Here is a 22,647-nt window from a genome sequence, read left to right on the forward strand (position 1 = left end):
ATCAACGATATAAAAACTGTCCTAAAAGAAAATCTCCGATATAGAATCGGGGATTTTTTTTATTCGTTTAAGTTTCTGTGGCCTCTTCTTCACTAAAATCAAGTTCACTAAAATCAAGGCGAATGCGTCTGCATTTCTTCGGGTATGCTACCACCCTTCTCCCTACCATGTTCGACTCGGGTTCGACAGCTCTTCGACTGCGCTTCGACAATTCTTCGAGTCGTAGTCGAAGGATTGTCGAAGCGCAGCCGAAGAAAACCCGAAGCTGTCCCGAAGCTGTCTCGAACGTGTCCCGAAGCACAGCCGAACAATACTCGAACAACTCTCGAACAGAAGTCGAAGAAATCAACGACCGATGATTCAAAGTACGGAGGGAAGAGCAATAAACTCCCTTACTATCCTTAATGTTCAACGAAGCGGTCACTAAGGATTTTATAGTAACAAGGTAGCCTAAGACAAGCCACTATCCCAAGTTGGAGAGGGAGAAGAAACACGCCTTATGTTTTCACCGAACATGGCGTCCTTATGCTGTCCAGCGTACTCAACAGCAAACGGGCCATTCAAGCCAACATTCGTATCATGCGGATATTCAACCAACTTCGAACCGCAATAATGAGCGAGACAGATACCCGTCTTGAAATCGAAAAGATAAAATAGTCGCTCGGCAACCATGACAAGAATATCGAACTTGTATTCCAATATCATGACGAATTGAACGAGAAGGTTAGCCACCCTCCGTTGTCACCAGACCGAGAGCGGGTGGGTTCTAAAATCGGAGAAAAGAAATAAACGAGATTATAGCATTATACTACCTATAAATCTCCACGTTAATCTCCCCTTTTTCACTTACCGTACCACGGTACATGCCTTCGGTATTAAAGGGCATCGCTACCCGGCCATCTTTATCCAACGCAATCAATCCACCATCACCGCCCATTTTACCGATCTGATCAATGACCCCTTGGGCTGCTTGTTCAACCGTTGAGCCTTGATATTGCATACGGGCTGCAACATCATAAGCTGCCATAGCACGAATAAAAAATTCGCCCCAACCTGTACAGGAAACTGCAACATTTGCATTGTTGGCATACGTCCCTGCTCCAATAATCGGTGAGTCACCTACCCTTCCATATTTCTTATTCGTCATGCCTCCTGTAGATGTCCCTGCAGCAAGATTGCCCTGCTGATCCAAAGCTACACATCCCACTGTACCAAATTTCTCGTCTTTTGGCCTTTTATCCACTATTGTGGTTTCTGCATCGTGATCCAATTCTACCTTATCATTTTCCCGTTTAAGGAGATTTTGCAGTGCATCCCAACGCTCTTGTGTCCAAAAATAATCGGGTGTTACCAACTGTAACCCTTGAGCCTTTGCAAAATCCTCTGCCCCCTTCCCCACCAACATAACATGTTCGGATTTCTCCATTACAGCACGGGCAGCACTAATCGGGTTTCGAACGACCGTTACCCCCGCCACGGCACCGGCCTCTAAAGTACGACCATCCACTATGGATGCATCCAGTTCATTTTTACCATTGTGGGTAAATACAGCACCTTTTCCGGCATTGAATAAAGGTGAATCTTCCAAAACATGAATAGTCTGTTCCACCGCATCCAGACTGGATTTTCCTGCCTGCAGTGTCTCATAACCGGTCTGTAATGCTTTTGTAAGAACAGCGATATAGGCTTCCTCCTTTTCCGGTGTCATTTTAGATTTTAAAATCGTACCCGCTCCGCCGTGAATCGCAAGTACGACCTTATCCACTTTCTGTTGTGCAGAAGCTTCGGATGGTAGCATTGATGCAAACAGCGTAATCATCATTATTGAAATTAGTTTATACATGGTTATGTGAGAATTTAAAAGCTATCCTAATATATCAAAATACCTAAAACAAAAAGCGCATTTCTTTATGCTGTGCCAAAACACAGCTTAAGAAACACGCTCTTCTCTCTTATCAAATTTTCCTTACTATCCTTGGTTGGCACGAATGATATTCAATGCACCACCAGCTTTAAACCACTCGATTTGCTGTGCATTATAGGTGTGGTTCGCCAAGATTTCTTCTGAAGAACCGTCTGCATGATGCAATACTAAAGTCAACGGTTTACTAGGGGCAAATCCAGTCAAACCAATAATATCGATGCTATCGTCTTCCTGAATCTTATCGTAATCATCCTTATTGTCAAACGTTAACCCCAACATTCCTTGCTTTTTCAGGTTGGTCTCGTGGATACGTGCAAAAGATTTTACCAATACAGCACGTACACCTAAGTGACGAGGTTCCATAGCTGCATGCTCACGGGATGAACCTTCTCCATAGTTTTCATCACCGACCACAATCGAACCGATCCCAGCGGCTTTGTAAGCACGTTGTGTTGCCGGTACGGGACCATATTCGCCCGTCAATTGATTCTTCACATTATCGGTCTTGTCATTGAAAAAATTAACCGCACCAATCAACATATTGTTAGAAATGTTGTCCAAGTGACCTCTGTATTTTAACCAAGGGCCTGCCATCGAGATATGGTCAGTGGTACATTTTCCTTTTGCTTTTATCAACAATTTCAAACCTTTTAAGTCCGTACCTTCCCAAGCTGCAAATGGCTCGAGCAATTGCAGACGATCAGAAGTTGGGGATACATCAACCGTTACTGAAGAACCGTCTTCTGCTGGAGCTTGGTATCCAGCATCCTCTACATCAAAACCTCTTGAAGGCAATTCATCACCAATTGGTGGATCCAGTCTCACCTGTTCACCATTTTTGTTAGTCAAGGTATCCGTAACCGGATTGAATCCCAGATTGCCCGAAATCGCAATCGCAGCCACCATTTCTGGTGAGGTTACGAAAGCATAGGTATTCGGGTTACCATCTGCACGTTTGGCAAAGTTCCGATTGAAGGAGTGTACAATCGTGTTTTTCTCTTGCTTATCCGCACCTGCACGATCCCACATACCGATACATGGACCACAGGCATTGGTAAAGATAGTTGCATTTAAATCTTCAAATGTTTTCAACAAACCGTCACGATCAGCCGTATAGCGTACTTGTTCTGAACCGGGGTTGATACCAAACTCAGCTTTCGTAATCAATCCTTTATCAATTGCTTGTCTAGCAATGGATGCCGCCCTCGACAAATCTTCGTAGGAAGAATTGGTACATGACCCAATCAAGCCCCACTCTACTTTGGTAGGCCATCCATTTTTCTCAGCTTCTTCACGCATACGAGATACTGGCGTATATAAGTCTGGTGTAAAAGGTCCATTCAACGACGGCTCCAATTCAGACAGGTTAATTTCAATCAATTGATCGAAATATTGTTCAGGATCTGCATAAACTTCGGTATCTCCGGTCAAATGTTCTTTGATGCCATTGGCCAAGTCAGCAACTTCATCACGTCCCGTAGCACGTAGATAGCGTTCCATGGATTCATCATAACCGAATGTCGAAGTCGTCGCGCCAATCTCAGCACCCATATTACAAATTGTCCCTTTACCTGTACAGGATAGTGACTCTGCACCATCTCCAAAATATTCAACAATCGCTCCGGTTCCTCCTTTAACAGTCAAAATACCTGCAACTTTCAAAATTACATCCTTTGGCGCTGCCCAACCCGAAAGTTTTCCGGTCAACTTCACACCAATCAATTTCGGGAACTTAAGCTCCCAAGGCAATCCGGCCATGACATCACAGGCATCCGCTCCGCCAACACCGATAGCCACCATACCCAGACCACCAGCATTCACCGTATGTGAGTCTGTACCAATCATCATACCGCCCGGAAAAGCATAGTTTTCCAACACCACTTGATGGATAATACCCGCCCCTGGTTTCCAGAAACCTATTCCGTATTTATTAGACACTGAGCTCAAGAAGTTGAACACTTCTGAGCTTTCATTTTTGGCACGTGCCAAATCCTGCGCAGCACCTTCTTTCGCCTGAATCAAGTGGTCACAATGCACCGTTGACGGAACAGCCACCTTTGGACGTCCAGCTTGCATAAATTGCAACAACGCCATTTGTGCTGTAGCATCCTGCATTGCCACACGATCCGGAGCAAAGTCAACATAAGAAACACCACGTTCATATGTCTGCGTAGCATTACCATCCCATAAGTGAGCATATAGAATCTTCTCCGAGAGGGTCAAGGGTTTATTAGCCACCTGACGAGCAGCACGAATACGCTCATCATATTGGCTATACACCTTTTTAATCATTTCAATATCAAAAGCCATATCTCTTCTAAATAAATCTTTTGTTATAACAAATCAACTTAGCGAAAGTTACGGAAAAATGTGGTAAATGTCAAATTGGTATGGGAGAATATGCTATACACTATTTGTATTAATGATCTTTATTGTATTAATGATCTTTATTATTTAGATAAAACAATTTTTATGAAAAGAATAGAATTGGATAAATTTAACAATAGAATAGCTTTTGACATAGGTTCAAAAGTCATAGAATTAGCTTAAAGCAGATTAATGGGAAAATATTTTTAGATTTAAAAAATTCCGCCAACAATGTATTACAAACTTATGATACGATACTGTATAATAACTATATTGACAATTTTGACTTCAATAGTAACCTCTTATGGACAAAACGAAGAACGGAACTGCAACTGTCCAGAAAATATTATGGCAGGGACAACAGAAGAAAGCAAACCAGATACGACTTTTCATTTTTCCAATGGCAAGACAATAATTCTTTGCGGATATAAAAACCCAGACAGCAACCCCATAACTTTTTCCGAGTTTATTCTTTCTGTTTGCGAACAAGATACAATAATCGATTTTTGGGGAGCTATGCTAACTTGCAGACTGAAAGTTCACAATGATACTTTGTTCGTTGACGACCTCAGAAATTTGCCAACAGGGGAAAACTTGAAATACCAAGAGACTGTTTGGTCAACAGAGAAGATTTATTTCAACGAACAACGAATTGTTCGCCAGTGTGCCGTTAACAGACAAATAAGAAAATATGACCAATCCGAAATTAACACAGCTCTAAGAGAATATGAAATGGCTAAGTTTGGACTTGACGATAACAAAATGGAAATAGCAACAAAATTATTTATGGCAACAATTTCGGGAGACAAGAAAGCAAGACAATATTTTAAAGAATTCGCAACTAAATTCGGGACACTCGACGGTGCTTTTGCAGAAGAGTATAAAGATTTGACGTCAATGCTTGAACTATGGGACGACAAAAAATAAAATAACTAAAAAAAAACACCCAAAATTCTCACGAACTTCGGGTGTTTTTATACAAAGACCGAACAAACAATTAATGAACCAATTGTTTGTTGGACGGTGTGAATTTAGTCAAGTCGATATCAGCTACTGCCGCTTTGTATTCTTCAATAGTCGGGATTCTACCCAAAATTGCTGACAAAACAACAACCGGAGTAGATGCCAACAAAGATTCACCTTTTTTGCGCTCTGAATCTTCTACTACACGACCTTGGAAAAGACGAGTTGAAGTAGCCATAACAGTATCCCCTTTCTCTGCTTTTTCCTGGTTACCCATACAAAGGTTACAACCTGGGCGTTCCAAATACATCATATTTTCGTATTCGGTACGAGCAGCACCTTTTGGAGCAGCGTCGTTAAACTCAAATCCAGAATATTTAGCCAACAATTCCCAATCACCTTCTTCCTTCAATTCATCAATGATATTGTATGTAGGAGCAGCTACAACAAGAGGCGCATTGAATTTCACTTCACCTTGCTGTGCTTCTAAATTGCGGAGCATTTTGGAAACGATTTTCAAATCACCTTTATGTACCATACAAGACCCCACGAAACCAAGATCTACTTTTTTATCACCACCATAGAAGGTCAAATCACGAATTGTATCATGCGTATAACGCTTAGAAACATCTTCATTATTCACATCTGGATCGGCAATCATCGGTTCATCAATGATATCCAAATCAATTACTACCTCTGCATAATATTTTGCATTTGCATCTGGTTTCAATGCGGGTTTATCACTAGATTTAATTTCCTCAATACGTTTATTCGCTTTGTTGATCAAACCTTGAAGAACAGCATTGTGATTATCCATGCCTTTGTCGATCATAATCTGAATTCGGTGTTTCGCGATTTCCAAAGATTCGATCAAGGTATCATCCTCCGAAATACAGATAGACGCTTTTGCTTTCATTTCTGCTGTCCAGTCGGTAAACGTAAAGGCTTGGTCAGCTGGAAGTGTTCCAATGTGAACCTCGATAATCCGACCTTGAAATACGTTTTCACCACCAAACTGTTTAAGCATTTGTGCCTGAGTAGCATGAACCACATCACGGAAATCCATATAGTCTTTCATTTCACCTTTGAAAGTCACCTTTACAGATTCTGGAATCGGCATAGATGCCTCACCTGTTGCTAAAGCGAGTGCAACCGTACCCGAATCGGCTCCAAAAGCAACCCCTTTGGACATCCGTGTGTGTGAGTCTCCCCCGATAATGATCGCCCATTCGTCAACTGTAATATCGTTCAATACCTTATGGATAACGTCCGTCATCGAATGGTATTCGCCTTTCGGGTCACGAGCCGTAATCAATCCGAAATCGTTCATGAATTTCATCAGTTTCGGGATATTAGCCTGCGCTTTTTTGTCCCAAACTGAAGCCGTGTGACAGCCCGATTGGTATGCACCATCTACAATCGGCGAAATGACAGTAGCTGCCATGGATTCCAGTTCCTGAGCCGTCATCAAACCTGTTGTATCTTGTGAACCAACAATGTTAACCTGCACCCGAACATCTGAACCGGCGTGCAAAATCTTGCCTTCAGTTACGCCTACAGCATTTCTATTGAATATTTTTTCAACAGCAGTCAAGCCTTGTCCTTCAATAGAGATTTCTTTTGAAGGAGCAAAAACCGTCGGAGCTTCTATCCCCAAAGTTTTCGCAGCGAATGTCTGGATTTTTTTACCGAACACAATCGCATACGAACCTCCGGCTCTGATAAATTCCATTTTCTGAGGAGTCAGCGATTTGGAAATATCGATCAGTTCCTGATTGCCGTTATATAATTTTTTGGTTTTCGTATTAATGGTCAAAACCGTTCCTGTTGCTACCGAATAAACCTCTTCTAAAACAGGCTCTCCTTTTTCATTCAATACAGGTTTACCATCCGCATCAGTTTTCTTTACCCAGTTCTTTAAGTCGATCCCGATACCACCTGTTACATCTACGGTCGTTAAGAAAATTGGTGAAATACCGTTTGTTCCGGCTACAATCGGCGCAATATTCACAAATGGCACATACGGACTAGCTTGTTTACCGGTCCAGAGAGCCACGTTATTAACACCTGACATCCGCGATGAACCTACGCCCATCGTTCCTTTTTCAGCAATCAACATCACGCTTGCATCAGGATGTTTTGCTTGTAAAGCTTTGATTTCCACTTGTGCGTGAAGCGACATCATACATTTTCCGTGCAATTCACGATCAGAACGCGAGTGCGCCTGATTTCCAGGAGAAAGCAAATCTGTAGAAATATCTCCCTCAGCTGCGATGTAAGTCACAACTTTGATTTCTTCCGCTACTTCCGGCAATTGGGTGAAGAATTCTGCTTTTGCATAGCTTTCCAGAATTTCTTTAGCTATAGCATTTCCACTTTCATAAGCTACTTTCAAGCGATCGGTATCGGCATCGTAAAGGAAAACTTGTGTTTTCAAAACTCTTGCAGCTTCTACGGCGATAACTTCGTCTTCACCTAATGCCAAATCAAGCAACACTTCGATAGAAGGCCCACCTTTCATGTGCGACAACAATTCAAAGGCGAAAACAGGTGTAATTTCCGGTACAACAGACTGACCAAGAATAATCTCTTTCAAAAACTTTGCCTTTACACCTGCAGCAGGAGTCGTCCCCGGCAAGGTATTGTAAACAAAGAACTGGATCGAATCTTCCCGATGTGGGTTGTTCGAATCTTTAATTTGTTCGATGATTTCGGTTAACAATTCTGCTCCATCAATAGGTTTAGGATGAAGTCCTTGTCCTTCTCTTTCTTCGATTTCCTGAATGTAATCGCTGTATATACTCATAATGGTGTTTTATCAAAGCTAAAACCGATTTGCAACACTTAATATTGCCGGCTATACCTCTTTTTTGTTACTATTCTTTTCCTGTGCCAATTTACCTAAAAAACGGCACATTTTTTTCAGCGCAAAAATAAGAAAAATCACGCTTTATATAGAATAGAAACAAGTGATTACATAATTTGGAATTGTTCTAAACTAAATCTTAAACTACCTATTATCGAAAGGAAATTTCTCTATCCGTTTAATACGAACCTTAGCAAAGTCTGGATGATTTGGGTTGAGAAGAAAGTTATAATCGCCCTGTGTTACAACCGAAGGCACTTTCACGGCACAATATTCATTTTCAGCGACAAACATATCCCCAAAGTTCTGGGTAGACATAGGGTGAAGAAATGCATTCCAATGGGTTGGCAAGTCTTTTTCTTCCAATTCTTTTACAGCAATATCATCGGGTATCTCAATCGTGATCATCATATAGTCATTGGGAAGGGTCGCAAGGGTAAAATGCACCGCCACCTCCGCCATAGCTAAAGATCGGTTGGCAGCTGTATAAATCAGTTCAACACCTATCGAATTCCATCTTGCTCCTTTCAACGCAGCACCTTTACCCGAAAGCGAACCCGCAAACCGATCCCTTGCCAATCTGAATACTTCCATCGACTAAACAAGAATACCGTGACTAATCCTTGTCAACTCACCAAGAACCAACTCCTTGCCATAGGAATCCCGCAAAAGCTCCATGGGCAAAAGATTACCCAATGCATAATTTGGCGTGTTTAGCCATAGTTTGAACTTATCCATATCGCCAAACACATCAAGCCCCACATCCGTCACCTCAGCTATCTCAATTATTTTCTCAGACTGCAATGGCTTAAAATGATGATTGGGAGACTGTTTGTAGCGCTGCAAAGATTTGGTGGAAACATCCAACAGACTTGCCCAATCACTCTCTGTAAAAGGTGTATAGTCTTGGATTAAGTTAAATAAAGAATAAGGCACACCCATCCTTATAGCCTTTATAATCAACATCTTGTCGGAAAGAAAATCTTGATACGTGATGCTGCTTGTAGTCTCATAGAGAACTCCAGGCTCTCTTGCCTCATGAATGAAAGAAGCAACTTCCTTATTCAACCGCTCTTCCAGATTATATTTTTTTGATTTAGCCACAACCTCGACATTTGTCTATAAATTTAAGACTTTTTTCTGAGAATTCAAATATTCTTACAAAAAAAGCCTAAGCTTATTGGCTCAGACTCATTATTAGTTGATGTAAGACCTATAAGGTTTTGGAAACCTTATAGGTCTATGTACGAACATGTTGCCCGCTATATTAAAACAATCAAACTTTTTGCAAAAAAGGGTCAATCTCCTTCAAAGCCTTTACTGTTTCGATAGGATCTGCCGCGTTGAATACAAATGATCCTGCCACCAACACATCAGCACCGGCTTGCAACAACTGAGCAGCATTGGTCGTAGTCACACCTCCATCAATCTCGATTAGCAAACCATCATTAACCCCCGATGCCAAGGCACGCAGTTCCCGAACTTTAGCATAAGTATGTTCGATGAATTTCTGTCCACCAAAACCCGGATTAACTGACATCAGACAGACTAAATCAATATCATGAATCACATCCTTCAGCAACTGTACCGAGGTATGTGGATTCAATGCCACTCCTGCTTTACAACCTAGTTCCTTAATCGCAGCAAGCGTGCGGTGCAAATGTGTGCAAGCTTCATAATGCACCGTAATCACTTCCGCCCCATTATCCTTACAAGTTTTCAAATAACGATCTGGATCAACAATCATCAGATGCACATCTAACGGTTTTTGGGCATATTTGGCAATAGCACTCATAACGGGGAAGCCAAAGGAAATATTCGGCACAAACACACCGTCCATAATATCGATGTGAAACCAATCCGCTTCACTTTCATTGACCATCTGAATATCCTTTGCCAAGTTTGCAAAATCAGCGGCTAATACCGAGGGAGCGATTAAGTGTTTTGATGTAGACATGTTTTTACTTTTTTTTGCAAAGATAAGCAAACTCTCAGTAAAGCGACCTAAATATGAGATAGGTATTTTTGTTCTGGCATAGGTCTTACCCTTGGATAAACATAAAATTACAATAGTAATTCCAGTATAAAAATAACTGTTAGCGACAGAGGAACGACAAACAAATCATTTTATATACAACCCTAATTATATTGTATATAAAGGTGAATTTATGTAGGTTTGTTAGGTAAATTACATATCATTCTCAATTTAACACGTGGCAAAACTTAAAATCAACTATACACAGAGCAAGTACCAGAATAACTCCGTTATTCTCAAGTTCGCCATGATCCTCCTGGCCATCATACTCATCTGTATATTCCTCCCTAAGCAACCACGCTTTCAATACGAATTTCAGAAAGGAAAAGTGTGGAATCACGACAATCTGGTCTCTCCTTACAACTTTGCCATTCTAAAAACTCAGGAAGAGTTGATGCGCGACAGGGAACAAATTCTCAAAACTATACAGCCCATCTACAACCTAAACAGCAGTGTCAATAAAGAGCAAGTTGACCAATTCAATACCGATATAGGTGAAAAATGGCAAATCTCTCATATGGATTCTATCCCGGGACAAGACATACAAACTTATCAGACTACGGGAAACACCTTACTAAACTACATCTACAATCGAGGCATTATATCGCTGAACAATCGTTACCAAAATAAAGGTAACAATCCGGAACAGGTGGATCGCACACAGAGTCAATACAACTTTACGTTGATTCACGACAACATTGCCCAACAAAAGAATACCGCAGACATATTCACGATTGAAAGTGCGCATCAATATATTGATGAAACGCTGGCAAAAAACAACAAGATTGATCGAAAGAAATGGCTGGCAGAAATTCTAAAAAACTATGTTACAGTAAACTACAGCTTCGACGAAAACCTCACCAATAAAATGGAGCAGAATGCACTGGCAAATGTATCCACCACTCGAGGTGTTGTACAAAAAGGTGAACTGATAGCTGAAAAAGATAAGATCATCAATACCGAAACCTACCAAAAGCTGGAATCCCTACGAAGAATCTTTGAGGACGAAGCACGTATCAGTGGTAATCAGTTTCTGGTGCTTTTGGGGCAATTCATCATGATTTCGCTATGTGTATCCTTGTTGATGGTTTTTCTTTATTTCTTTCGCAGTTCTATCTACCAAAACAACAGACTGATTTTCATCATCATGATTGTTATCGTAGCGATGCTTGGCGTATTATCCTGGGCTATCAAAATGAAGATACCAAGTCTTTATTATATTCCATACTGTAGCGTACCGATCATTTTCCGGGTATTGTTCGACACACGTGTGGCACTCAACATCCATTTGTTAATGGTCCTTATCTCCGCCCTATTCGTCCCGAACAGCTATGAATTCGTTTTCCTTCAGTTTATTGCCGGCATGGTCGCTATATACAGCATCAAAACCTTGGTCAAACGCGAACAATTCCTGATTTCCTCCCTGATGATTTTAGCGACATATATTGTTGCTTATATCGGGCTAGCATTAACGAGAAACGGTTCGTTCAATAATATTTACTGGACGGATATCGTTCCATTCGTTGTTTCGGTCGGTCTTACACTCCTTGCCTATCCACTTATCTATGCATTTGAACGCCTATTTGGCATCGTATCCGACCTTACACTGATGGAATTGACCAACAGTAATTCAAAACTTCTTCGAGAGCTCTCACTGAAAGCCCCTGGTACTTTCCAGCATTCGCTACAGGTAGCCAATCTTGCAGAAGCCGCCATCTACAAGATTGGAGGGAATCCGCTTTTGGTCCGAGCAGGTGCTTTGTACCACGACATCGGAAAAATGCTAAATCCGCTTTTCTTCATTGAAAACCAAAAAAGTGGATCTAATCCCCACGAGGAATTGACGCCAGAGCAATCGGCTCAAATCATCATTTCTCATGTACACAAAGGGATTGAAATGGCAAAGAAGAACCAATTGCCTGAAGTAATCGTAGATTTTATCCGAACACATCACGGTACAACACGCGTAGACTATTTCTACAATATGTTCATCAAGAATAATCCTGATAAGCTCGTGGATGAAAGCATCTTCCGCTACCCGGGACCGGTACCTTTTTCCAAAGAAACTGCCGTGCTCATGATGGCGGACTCTGTTGAAGCTGCATCCCGAGCTATGAAAGAACCTACTGAAGAATCCATCAACTCGTTAGTAGATAAAATCGTGGAATACAAGATTACGCAACGACAGTTTACCAATTCCAACATTACAATGCGGGATATAACGGAGGTTTCTGATATCTTTAAGTCTATGTTGAAGAGTATTTATCATGTTCGAATTGACTATGATGTGAATAAAAAACCAGCGCCAGCCAACGGTTAAATAAAAAATCAAATTGACGCTCAATTGGTTATTTGTTTTTTCAGAAAAAACAGGTTTAAAGCTTTGGAGTTTGATTTTTTTGCGTTATGTTTGCACTGTCAAAACCGGAGAGGTGCCTGAGTGGCCGAAAGGAACAGTTTGCTAAACTGTCGTACTGGAAACGGTACCGCGGGTTCGAATCCCGCCCTCTCCGCACAGACATTGAAAAGTCCATCCAAAAGATGGACTTTTTTATTTCTATTATCCTGTACCGTTATTTCATTTTGGTCATGTGCAGAACATAGAGAAATTAAAGCCTAAACAAAAATAGGCTTCTGCAAATTTGCAGAAGCCTATTTTTGTTGTGCACTCCAAGGGAGTCGAACCCCTAACCTTCTGATCCGTAGTCAGATGCTCTATCCAATTGAGCTAGGAGTGCATTTTTTCACCGCCACACCCCTGTGGTTGATTTTGGTGATGCAAATATCGCCACTTTTTCTGATTTTCCAAATTATTTGCAAAAAAATTGAGGCTATAAAAACTATAATATCTATATTGTGTTGATTAAAAAACAATTAGAATAAAATATTTTTTTCACAAAGCATATGACAGAACGCTTAATCAAAAGCCACAAGATACGTATTGGAGATATCAGCATATCCTATCATATTAAGAAAGCACAGACCAGTTCTACAAAGGTCATTCTTTTTCTCCATGGTTTTCCTTTCAATAAGAACATGTGGAGACAACAATTAGATGCTTTAGATGCGGACACGACAGGCATAGCTATTGATATTCGTGGACATGGCAATACTACCAGTGGCCACGGTTTCTTTTCCATTGATGTATTCGCTAAAGACCTCCGGGTTTTTATCGAAAAATTAGGAATAGAACAGGCTGTCCTTTGCGGTATATCTATGGGCGGTTACATAGCCCTGCGTGCGTATGAGCTTTTCCCGGAGAAAATAAACGGTTTAATCCTTTGCGACACCCATAGTAAAGCTGATGATGACACGGCTAAGCAGAAACGTTTTGACAGCATCCAAGCTGTACTGAACCACGGCAGACGTCCTTTTTCCATAGGTTTCATCGAGCGTGTTTTTTCCAAAGACAGCAAGGAAAATAATTCCGATGCCGTAGAACTAATTAAAAGTAGCATTCGTAGAAATAGCATAAATTCTATCTGTTCTACGCTACTGGCATTAGCTGCAAGGACAGACACTACAGCAGTATTGGAAAAAATACAAATTCCTACACTACTCATCCGTGGCAAGGAAGATATCATCACAAATCACGAAGACATGGTACAATTATATAAAACCATTAAAGATGCTGAATTTGTGGAAATGGAAAGATGTGGACATCTGCCAAATTTGGAAAATCCCGAACATTTCAACAGGTTAATGTTAGAATTTTTGAAAAAACTTTAAAGAAGAATATTCAAAATAAGCCTCCTTAAAACAAATTCTTGCCCTATGACAAGCTATAGTAAACCTGCTTCATGTAACTTTGGGTATAATAAGTAACAGAAACAAAATTGTTTACCCTCTTAAGAAAGACACATTATGGCAAAAGTACATGCTTATCTAAATTTTAACGGAAACTGCGAAGCGGCGTTCCAATTTTACTTAACGGTTTTTGGCGGTTCTCTATTAGGCACACATCGTTACGGGGAGATGCCCGACGATCCGAGCTTCAGTATTGCAGAAGAGGATAAGGATAAAATCATGCATACCGCACTCATGATAAACAATGAATCTATGCTGATGGGATCCGATTGTATGGAAGCCTTTGGCCCAAAAGCTGTGTTTGGCACATCCAGTTATATTATGTTGGATACCGAAACCCCAGAAGAAGCACAAGAATTACATAAAAAGCTAAGTGCAAACGCCCGGAATATGGAAATGGAACTGGGAGAAACATTTTTCGCAGAACTCTATTCTTCTTTTATTGACCAGTTCGGCATTGCGTGGATGGTACATTATGAAGGTGACAAAAAATTAGGATAAACAGTTATCATATATATAAAATTAACGATAACGAAACATAAATTCATCTTAAAAACAAATTCCATAAAATATGTTACAAAACTGAAAAATATTCAAGTAAAACCTTGATTTCGGATATGTAACCTCTCATATTTCTAAGAGTGCCTTCATTATTAACGTTTAATACACAAAGGCACTCTTTTCCTTTAACAAGAAGGAAATTTTCACACTTATAGTTATTTATTTTAATAATTTTTCTACTCTCCTCGATAAAATCCCTATTTTAGCTTATAAAATTAAAATCAAATATTAATCGTGGAACACAACACAAAGAAAACATTCTTGCTTCGGAGATTGGTTATCGGTGCTATTATTTTATCTTTTGCCTATATCAGTAGCATTTTCATATACCAATATGCCGAATATAACAAAGTAAAGGAACGAATATCCGCTGCTTATGCTTTGACACAAAGCCAGTCAACGACATTATATTCCTTATTCTCAACATTCAGCGAAGCTGATAATCTTTTCCGCTTATACACTGTAGATTTTGATAAAAAAACCTTTACCTCTTACAAAGAAAAGCTGCATACTATCCGTATCTATATTGATTCACTCTCGGCTTTACCGATTGACGAAAACCCGCTTATCAACAGTCTCTCCGCCATGCAGGAAAAAGATTCTGTCGCAAATGAATTTGCTTTACTAAAAAAGAGCGTGAGCGATCTCGTCTTTCTAGCCAACGACTCCTTAACAATGCTGGAAAGAACGCAACACTATAGTCCTAAACCGATTACCAAACAATCGGCAGATTCTGTTATCAACAATATCTTACGCGATACACTGTTCAGTCATGTAGATCAAGATACTATTGTGCGCAAGAAGCAAAGTCTGTTCAAACGCATCTTCAATGCTAAAAACGACACTTTGGTCGCTGCGTCAACCATTCAGAACTATAACACCAGCCAAATCGATCTTATCCATAAAAACATTGAAATGCTGATTTCCAGACAGGAGCAAGCCCACAACAGAGACCTGAACCTGTTGCAATCCCGCTACAGGAACTTACAACAGAAAGAACGACAGCTCATCCAGAGCAATTACAGACTTTTAGACAACTTAAAAATAGGAATCGACAACCTCAAATCCATAGATCGGGATAATATCAGTAAAGCCGAACAGGCTGCAATCATCATGCATCAGGAAAATGCCCACAAATTTGGACAACAGCTGATAATTGCTCTTTCCATTATGCTTTTCATGATTCTATTTATCCTATATTACCAGAGGAACGCGATTTCCTACGAAAAGAAATTGCAAGAGGAAAAAGCTTATGCCTCGCTCGTTGCTGAGGAAAAAACCAGTGTATTGGCAAATGTAAGCCATGAAGTGCGGTCCCCTATCAATTCACTTTTAGGAATTATCGAAATATTGAAAGACAAAGGCGACAAGCATATCATCGACCCGGAAATATTAGATTCTACTGCACATGAGATAGCCGTCATCAACAGCACGGTAAACGATATCCTTAACCTTGGAAAGTTAGAAGTCGGTTCCCTGGAAATCAAAAATGAGTTTTTCTCGCCTTATATTCTTCTAAAAGATATCATCGACTTGCACGCCTACCAAGCCAAGAAGAAAAACCTAATATTAACACATGAAATCAACATTCCTTCTGATTTCCAAATGGGTAGCAGCATATTTCGTATCCGCCAGATAGTGACCAATCTGGTAAGTAATGCTATCAAATATACGAACGAAGGTACTGTCAAACTACAGGCTGATATTGTCTCTCAGAACGGAAGTAACCAACTTCGCATAAGCGTTACCGATTCTGGAATAGGTATTGCCGAAGAGCACCAGAAGAATATTTTTAGACAGTATTACATGGCTGATTCCAAAACCAAAACAGGTGGTTTCGGATTAGGGCTTTATATTTCCAAACTATTGGCTGAGCAATTGAACGGAGATATCATCCTAAAAAGTAAACCGAACGAAGGTTCTACATTTATCTTAACGCTCCCGATACAAGAAAGCTCCTCCACTCCGATGGAAAGCACAACTTATACCTTGGCGGACCTGCCAGAAGAATTAAACATTGTGCTGATCGATGACAACCGCATCAATATCCTTTATCTCAACCACCTATTCAAAGACATATCGCAGGTAAGATCTTTTGACAATGCTGCCGATGCATTAGATTTCATTGCAATAAATCCGGTAAATATTGTTATCACTGACCTTTTAATGCCTGAGGTCAACGGCTGGGACGTACTCACACATATAAAAGGAAATCCAGCTACACAAGATATACAGGTATATGTGTTCACATCCGATGCACTTCTTTTGGACACACAAGAGGCAAAGCAACAGCCTTATAGTTTTGACGCTGTGCTCAGCAAACCTATTAATGAGCACCAATTAGTTAGCAAGGTATTGAAAAACGGTTAAAAAAAACGGGGAAGATTTTTGTCTTCCCCGTTTTTTAAGCTATTCTAATGCTTCATATCCAGCTCATCAACGTAGTCTTCATTTTCTACATAATCAGCTGTTATCAGTTCCGCATAGTTTACTTTTTCTTTTCTACCGAATCGTCTGCCTAAACCATCAAAAATTGAATACACAACCGGTACAACAATCAAGGTTAGGAACAAAGAGGACAACAAACCTCCAATGATGACAATCGCCAGACCTCGGTTCATATCAGCGCCATCACCTGTCGCCAACGCGATAGGCACCATCCCGAATACCATCGCAATGGTAGTCATCAAAATCGGACGGAATCGTGCGTGGTTTGCTGCCACCAATGCATCATATGTATTTGCACCGGCATCTTTTTTATGGTTGGCAAAATCCACCAACATAATCGCATTCTTCGCTACAAGACCAATCAACATGATAATCCCCAATATAGTGAAGATATTCAACGTTTGGTTGCCTAATGCTAAGAACAACAAGGCTCCGATAAACGACAGCGGAATAGAGAACAATACCACAAACGGCGTTACAAAGTTATCATACAACGCTACCATTACCAAGTATACCAAGATGATAGATGCTAACAACGCAACACCCAAGGTACCAAAACCTTCTTCTTGATTCTCCATATTACCACCCCATTTGTAAGAAACCCCAGGTTTTAATACCAAGCTATTGTCTGCGATCTTGTCTTTAATTGCTGTTTCCCATTCTGTTGCAACAGTACCCACAGGACGCCCCACTACTTGTGCTTGTACAGATACCGAAGGAGATTTATCACGACGCTCCAACAAAGTCGGGCCAGAAGTATATGATACATCTGCAAATTGCTCCAATTTGATAGCCTGCCCCTGTTGATTGATAAATTTCAAGGTTTGGACATCGGTGATATTACCACGGCCGCCCTCATCGTAACGAATATTAATATCATACTCTGTATCACCAGCACGGAATTTTGTGTCGGTATTCCCCGAGAAAGCAGTCTGCATCGTCATACCGACCGTAGCCACGTTCAATCCTAAAGAGTTCATTTTATCACGGTCAACCTTCACACTGATTTCAGGATTACCATCTTCCGATGTCAAACGAATTTCTGAAGCACCAGAGATTCCTCTCAATATTTCGGAAAAATGCTGGGCCGTTTCCAATGCATCTTCCTGTGATGCACCGATAACAGTCATCATCAGTGGCGCCTGTTCAGCCCCCATGATACCCATGTTTACCGTTTTCAACTTCGCACCCACCAAGACATTTTCCATTTCTCGTTTCAACTTAGCCGAATAAACCTCCGTGGATTCCTTTTGATTCTCGCCCGCTTTTCTAATAATATGAATCTCAGCCTTATACTTCGTTCCTGCTGTATTGATCATACCATCAGAGGCTTGCCCTACAGTGGTAATCATACGTTCGATATCCGGTTTTTGGGACAGATGATTTTCAGCTTTCTGAACCATAAAGTTCGTTTGCTCCAAAGAGGCATCCTTATTCATCTCAATTTGCAGGTAGAACTCCCCTTTATCATTGCCCGGGAAGAAATCAGAACCGATATATCCTTTTCCTACCAGCATGAAAGAAGCAAACAACAGCACCAGCGACACCGCTAAGGTAATCACCTTATTTACCCGGCTGCGCAACGACCATTTGAGTATGCCTGATATCCAATTGGTCAGCCCTGTCAATCCTGCCTCAAAACCGTACAATATCCTTCCGAAGAAAGTGTGTTTATTGATATGGGATAGTTTACCCATCCGTGAATATAACCATGGAACAACAGTGAAAGAAACTAAGAAAGACAATAGAGTCGATACCATCACCGTCACACAGAACTGGCGAAGAATATCAGAAACCAAACCCGATGACATCGCTATAGGTAAGAATACCACTACGATAACCAAGGTAATTGCCGATACCGTAAAACCAATCTCTTTTGCTCCATCATATGCCGCTCTTACTTTGTTCTTACCCATCTCCATGTGGCGGTGAATATTTTCGATAACCACGATAGCATCATCCACCAAAATACCCACAACCAGAGATAGCCCCAACAAAGACATTAAGTTTAGCGTATATCCCAACATATTCAAGAAGATAAATGTTGCGATCAAAGAAAGTGGAATAGCTACCACCGCAATAAAAGCATCACGCAAACTATGCAAGAAAAACAGCATGATAAATGCCACCAAAGCAATCGCAATCATCAAGTCATGGATAACATTGTCCGCAGCTCTAAGTGTATACTCCGTCGTATCATTCGCTACAGTAATATCAACACCATCGCCTTGATAATCTCTTTTAACGTCTTCAATCATGCCACGCACCAATTCTGATACCGCAACCGCATTCGCATCGGATTGTTTAAAGACTTGCATCAAAACTGTATTTTGTCTATCAATACGTGCAATCTTCTCCACATCCTTAATACCATCCTGCACATCGGCAACATCGCTCAGACGGACCATTACACCTTTAGGCGTAGTAATCGGTAAGTTACGCAATTCATCTAGCGTGGTGAATTTACCAGACAGACGCAAAGTCGTTTGGTTGTCACGTGTCCGCACATTTCCTGTAGGGAAATCCAAATTAGAGGATGCGATAGTTTGCTGGATCTGCGTGATAGAAAGTCCGTACCCTTCTGCTTTATCAGGATCAACGCTCACTTGAATTTCACGTTCTTCACCACCAATCATATCAACCTTTGCCACACCGTTAATACGAGCGAAAACAGGTTGAATTTTTTGGTCCAGCAAGTCATACAAATCTTTCTCTGACAAATTCGATGTTACCGAAAGATTCATAATCGGCACATCATCCAAAGAGAATTTGGATAGCGCCGGTGTTTCCACATCATCGGGAAGCTCATTAACTACTGCGTTAATCTTACGCTGAGCATCAGTGAGCAGGAAGTTGACATCTGCCCCTGTATTAAGCTGAATCATAACTACAGAAACGGATTCCATAGATTTAGACTCAATTTTTTTGACACTTTCCAATGATGCAACAGCATCTTCAATTACTTTAGTTACCGAAGTTTCGACCTCTGAGGGAGCAGCACCTGGATAAATGGTCTGCACAGTAATCACATTGACCTCAAACTTCGGGACAAGTTCGTATCCCATCTGGGAATACGAAAATATACCACCGAGTGTCAGTATTATAAATAATACGATAATGATACTCGGTCTTTTTATAGAGATTTCAGAAATTTTCATTTTTGCGTTTCTGCGTTGTTTTATTTAATGATTTCTACTGGAGTTCCATCTAACAAGTTAATTTGACCGGAAGTAATTACAACTGTCCCTTCTTCCAAACCCGAGATAATTTCGATATAATCCCCAAAGCTTCTGCCTGAAACCACATGCTTGAGCACAGCCTTACCATTATCTGCCACAAAAATCTGATTGGAACTGATACTACCAACAAAAGCATTCCGCGGCACTACTAATGCCTGTACAGCCTGATCTCCACCGAAATAAGCCGTTCCGTACATACCTGCTTTTAAATCATTTGATGCATTATTTTTAATCTCCAATTCAACTGGGAAGTTTAAGCTTCCGTCGGCCTTAGGTGCAATAAACGTTACTACCCCATTAAATGTCTGATCGGACAGCACCGTCGATTGTACTTTGATATTCTGGCCCAATTTAACTTGGCCTATATTTTTCTCATCCACATTGATTTTCAACTTCAATGTAGAAACGTTAACAATTTCAAACATCTGTTGACCCGGAGAGACATAAGAACCTGGTTCAATACTGCGGGAGTTGACAACACCTGGAAAAGATGCCGTAATATTCACATCTGAAGCGGCAAGTTTAGCAGATTTCAAGTTGTTTTTTGCATTTTCCAGTTGCAACTTTACTTGATCCAATTGCTGTTTGGTCACTCCTCCTGTCGAGAAAGCACTCTCAAAGCGTGCAACTTCTGCTTCGGCGTTGTTATAAACAGCCTGCGCATTGGATACATTGACATTTTGTTTATCACCATCGATAATAGCCAAAGTCTGACCTGTTTTTACGAAAGCCCCTTCTTGTACAAGTACACGAATCACTTTACCTGAAGTTTCCGCCGAAAGCACAACCTCTTGTTTCGGAGCAAACACACCATTTGTAATATATTGTGCATTCACATCTCTATGCTGAACCGTATCCGCACGTACAGCGACCGCTGCGTTCTGAATGGCTACAGTAGCTGTATCCGCTTCGTTTTTAGCTTTGTTTTTGTTTAAGACAAACATGATTCCTGCAAATGCAGCAGCAATGATAATGACCGTTATTATTCCGCGTTTCATATATGTATATAATTTGCTTTTTAGAGTAGCGTTAAGAAAATAGCTTTTTTACCACTATTTCCGACATGCATTTAATTATTCGTTTACTAATGATTTTAAATTTCCGTTCGCTTTGATGAGCTGAACCTCAGCCACCTTATAATTCAACAATGATGTTGTATAATTATTTTGAGCATCTACATATGCCCGCTCTGCATCTAACAAGTCTGTTAAGGTTGCCAAGCCAGTTCTGTAGTTGTTTTGGGTGTTATCCAACACTTCTTTTGCTAACTGCACGTTTTCCTGATTGGTATTCACAGTCAGTAAACTGTTTTTCACTTGTGCTTTTGCATTTTCATTCCCTAAACTTAAAGCCAATTTGGTATCCTCTAGATCCACCTGTGCTTTACGGATGTCGATATCGGCTTGTCTCACTTTAGAACGTGTAGAGAAACCATTGAATATCGGAAATGCCAAGTTCAGACTTATCCCCGAGAAGTTGGACCATTTAACAGATGAGTGATTATTAAAGAGCGGAAATTGCTGACCAAAACCTGCATATCCATAATTTGCAGATAAAGATAATGTAGGATAATATTCAGCCTTGATAGCTTTCTTGTTCAAATCTAACAATTGTAATTGCTTGTTCATCACTTGTACTTCCGTCCTGTTATTTATATCTCCTACTTCATTCAATATAGCCGCATCAATTTCGAAAGTTTCTTCCGGCAGCTGAATATCCTGCTGGATATCCATTCCAATGGCAAATTTCAATGCATTCTCTTGGAGATCCAACGCATTTAGCAATTGTTGTTTTTGGGCTTTCAAGTTATTCACTGTCACTGCAATACGATCTAAGTCAATCTTTTTCGCCAACCCTGCATCAAACAGTCCGCCAATTACTTTATGCGTTCTGGTCGTGTTATCTAAGTTATTCTGAATAGTCTCCAGTTGCAACTGTGTTTGGTAGACATTATAATAAGCATTCGCCACACGTTCGATAAGTTGTTCTTCTGTCAACTGGTCGTTGATAAGGTAAAACTCCCTTGTCGTATTTGCCGCCTTCAACCCTGTGAACACCGATTGATTGAACAATTGCTGGTTCAACGAAATTACTGGTGTAGATTGCCACTTTTGCCCCATCGTTACCAAAATAGTCTCACCTGGTTGCCCCATCATGGCACCATCCAATGCGACCTGTTGGATAATAGGATTGTAAGTAAGTCCTGCACTCACATTCACCTGTGGCAGAGCGCCAGATCGCACTTCGTCTATTTTGTTCTGTGCATTGACGACATCCAATTTTGATTTTTTGGCTTCAGCTTTATGTTCTAAAGCATAACTGATCGCTTCCTTAAGCGTAAGAAAGTCTTGAGCTTTAACAGGACTCATTTGGAACAGAAGCCCCGCTGCTAAAACACTGAGATATTTGAATTTCATTGATTGAAAAAATTATATGC

16 protein-coding genes and 2 tRNA genes are annotated in these 22,647 nt (G+C 40.6%); 6 read left to right on the forward strand and 12 right to left on the reverse strand.

All coding sequences use genetic code 11. The features are described 5' to 3' along the window. Positions 1 to 67 precede the first annotated feature (67 nt). The 4 genes from BM375_RS16960 to BM375_RS01585 form a co-directional block, all read right to left on the reverse strand. A complete protein-coding gene (locus BM375_RS16960) occupies positions 68 to 412 on the reverse strand; it encodes a hypothetical protein (protein WP_139227474.1) in 345 nt (114 codons plus the stop codon). 38 nt (positions 413 to 450) lie between these two features. Then, the gene (locus BM375_RS17100) at positions 451 to 705 is read right to left on the reverse strand and encodes a hypothetical protein (RefSeq protein ID WP_170852559.1); all 255 of its coding nucleotides are present in this window, start codon (positions 703 to 705) and stop codon (positions 451 to 453) included. 103 nt (positions 706 to 808) lie between these two features. Then, entirely contained in the window at positions 809 to 1,843 is a 1,035-nt protein-coding gene (locus BM375_RS01580; RefSeq protein WP_093363403.1) for an isoaspartyl peptidase/L-asparaginase family protein, read from the reverse strand. Positions 1,844 to 1,969: 126 nt separating this feature from the next. Further along, positions 1,970 to 4,234 (reverse strand): aconitate hydratase, encoded by a 2,265-nt coding sequence (locus BM375_RS01585; protein ID WP_093363404.1) that lies wholly within the window; start codon positions 4,232 to 4,234, stop codon positions 1,970 to 1,972. A gap of 405 nt (positions 4,235 to 4,639) precedes the next feature. Here BM375_RS01585 and BM375_RS01590 point away from each other — a divergent pair, with 405 nt between their 5' ends. Then, positions 4,640 to 5,218 carry a hypothetical protein gene (locus BM375_RS01590; protein WP_139227475.1) on the forward strand — a complete coding sequence of 193 codons (579 nt, stop codon included), beginning with the start codon at positions 4,640 to 4,642 and terminating at the stop codon, positions 5,216 to 5,218. A gap of 70 nt (positions 5,219 to 5,288) precedes the next feature. On the opposite strand, the gene BM375_RS01595 is transcribed toward BM375_RS01590, so the two are convergent. The 4 genes from BM375_RS01595 to rpe all read right to left on the reverse strand — a co-directional run bounded on the left by BM375_RS01595 (position 5,289) and on the right by rpe (position 10,077). Next, a complete protein-coding gene (locus tag BM375_RS01595; protein WP_093363406.1) occupies positions 5,289 to 8,060 on the reverse strand; it encodes a bifunctional aconitate hydratase 2/2-methylisocitrate dehydratase in 2,772 nt (923 codons plus the stop codon). A gap of 204 nt (positions 8,061 to 8,264) precedes the next feature. Beyond that, entirely contained in the window at positions 8,265 to 8,714 is a 450-nt protein-coding gene (locus BM375_RS01600) for an RES family NAD+ phosphorylase (RefSeq protein WP_093363407.1), read from the reverse strand. Between the two features lie 3 nt (positions 8,715 to 8,717). Next, positions 8,718 to 9,224, reverse strand: a complete 507-nt coding sequence (gene parS, locus BM375_RS01605; RefSeq protein WP_212611602.1) for a type II RES/Xre toxin-antitoxin system antitoxin — start codon at positions 9,222 to 9,224, stop codon at positions 8,718 to 8,720. A gap of 172 nt (positions 9,225 to 9,396) precedes the next feature. Then, a complete protein-coding gene (rpe, locus tag BM375_RS01610) occupies positions 9,397 to 10,077 on the reverse strand; it encodes a ribulose-phosphate 3-epimerase (protein WP_093363408.1) in 681 nt (226 codons plus the stop codon). Positions 10,078 to 10,333: 256 nt separating this feature from the next. Between rpe and BM375_RS01615 the strand changes: the two genes are divergently transcribed. Together BM375_RS01615 and BM375_RS01620 are read left to right on the forward strand one after the other, a co-directional pair. Beyond that, complete coding sequence (locus BM375_RS01615) at positions 10,334 to 12,475, forward strand: HD family phosphohydrolase (protein WP_093363409.1); 2,142 nt, start codon at positions 10,334 to 10,336, stop codon at positions 12,473 to 12,475. 106 nt (positions 12,476 to 12,581) lie between these two features. Beyond that, positions 12,582 to 12,668: transfer RNA gene (locus tag BM375_RS01620), tRNA-Ser, on the forward strand. A gap of 151 nt (positions 12,669 to 12,819) precedes the next feature. On the opposite strand, the gene BM375_RS01625 is transcribed toward BM375_RS01620, so the two are convergent. Beyond that, positions 12,820 to 12,893, reverse strand: a tRNA-Arg gene (locus BM375_RS01625). A 166-nt stretch (positions 12,894 to 13,059) separates the two neighbouring features. Between BM375_RS01625 and BM375_RS01630 the strand changes: the two genes are divergently transcribed. The 3 genes from BM375_RS01630 to BM375_RS01640 all read left to right on the forward strand — a co-directional run bounded on the left by BM375_RS01630 (position 13,060) and on the right by BM375_RS01640 (position 16,893). Beyond that, a complete protein-coding gene (locus tag BM375_RS01630; RefSeq protein ID WP_093363410.1) occupies positions 13,060 to 13,884 on the forward strand; it encodes an alpha/beta fold hydrolase in 825 nt (274 codons plus the stop codon). 135 nt (positions 13,885 to 14,019) lie between these two features. Then, a complete protein-coding gene (locus tag BM375_RS01635) occupies positions 14,020 to 14,463 on the forward strand; it encodes a VOC family protein (RefSeq protein ID WP_093363411.1) in 444 nt (147 codons plus the stop codon). Between the two features lie 294 nt (positions 14,464 to 14,757). Then, positions 14,758 to 16,893 (forward strand): ATP-binding response regulator, encoded by a 2,136-nt coding sequence (locus BM375_RS01640; RefSeq protein ID WP_093363412.1) that lies wholly within the window; start codon positions 14,758 to 14,760, stop codon positions 16,891 to 16,893. A 44-nt stretch (positions 16,894 to 16,937) separates the two neighbouring features. On the opposite strand, the gene BM375_RS01645 is transcribed toward BM375_RS01640, so the two are convergent. The 3 genes from BM375_RS01645 to BM375_RS01655 form a co-directional block, all read right to left on the reverse strand. After that, positions 16,938 to 20,129: an efflux RND transporter permease subunit gene (locus BM375_RS01645; RefSeq protein WP_093363413.1), complete on the reverse strand. Its 3,192-nt coding sequence runs from the start codon at positions 20,127 to 20,129 to the stop codon at positions 16,938 to 16,940. Between the two features lie 20 nt (positions 20,130 to 20,149). Further along, complete coding sequence (locus BM375_RS01650) at positions 20,150 to 21,208, reverse strand: efflux RND transporter periplasmic adaptor subunit (RefSeq protein ID WP_093363414.1); 1,059 nt, start codon at positions 21,206 to 21,208, stop codon at positions 20,150 to 20,152. A 75-nt stretch (positions 21,209 to 21,283) separates the two neighbouring features. Then, entirely contained in the window at positions 21,284 to 22,627 is a 1,344-nt protein-coding gene (locus BM375_RS01655; protein ID WP_170852560.1) for a TolC family protein, read from the reverse strand. Positions 22,628 to 22,647: the final 20 nt, after the last annotated feature.

It is taken from the genome of Sphingobacterium wenxiniae (assembly GCF_900116225.1).
Classification (GTDB): Bacteria; Bacteroidota; Bacteroidia; order Sphingobacteriales; family Sphingobacteriaceae; genus Sphingobacterium; species Sphingobacterium wenxiniae.

Coding starts and splice junctions, on each gene's coding strand:
- BM375_RS17100 (WP_170852559.1), bottom strand. CDS start 705: ATGATATTGGAATACAAGTTCGATATTCTTGTCATGGTTGCCGAGCGA.
- BM375_RS01580 (WP_093363403.1), bottom strand. CDS start 1,843: ATGTATAAACTAATTTCAATAATGATGATTACGCTGTTTGCATCAATG.
- BM375_RS01585 (WP_093363404.1), bottom strand. CDS start 4,234: ATGGCTTTTGATATTGAAATGATTAAAAAGGTGTATAGCCAATATGAT.
- BM375_RS01590 (WP_139227475.1), top strand. CDS start 4,640: ATGGCAGGGACAACAGAAGAAAGCAAACCAGATACGACTTTTCATTTT.
- BM375_RS01595 (WP_093363406.1), bottom strand. CDS start 8,060: ATGAGTATATACAGCGATTACATTCAGGAAATCGAAGAAAGAGAAGGA.
- BM375_RS01600 (WP_093363407.1), bottom strand. CDS start 8,714: ATGGAAGTATTCAGATTGGCAAGGGATCGGTTTGCGGGTTCGCTTTCG.
- rpe (WP_093363408.1), bottom strand. CDS start 10,077: ATGTCTACATCAAAACACTTAATCGCTCCCTCGGTATTAGCCGCTGAT.
- BM375_RS01630 (WP_093363410.1), top strand. CDS start 13,060: ATGACAGAACGCTTAATCAAAAGCCACAAGATACGTATTGGAGATATC.
- BM375_RS01635 (WP_093363411.1), top strand. CDS start 14,020: ATGGCAAAAGTACATGCTTATCTAAATTTTAACGGAAACTGCGAAGCG.
- BM375_RS01645 (WP_093363413.1), bottom strand. CDS start 20,129: ATGAAAATTTCTGAAATCTCTATAAAAAGACCGAGTATCATTATCGTA.
- BM375_RS01650 (WP_093363414.1), bottom strand. CDS start 21,208: ATGAAACGCGGAATAATAACGGTCATTATCATTGCTGCTGCATTTGCA.
- BM375_RS01655 (WP_170852560.1), bottom strand. CDS start 22,627: ATGAAATTCAAATATCTCAGTGTTTTAGCAGCGGGGCTTCTGTTCCAA.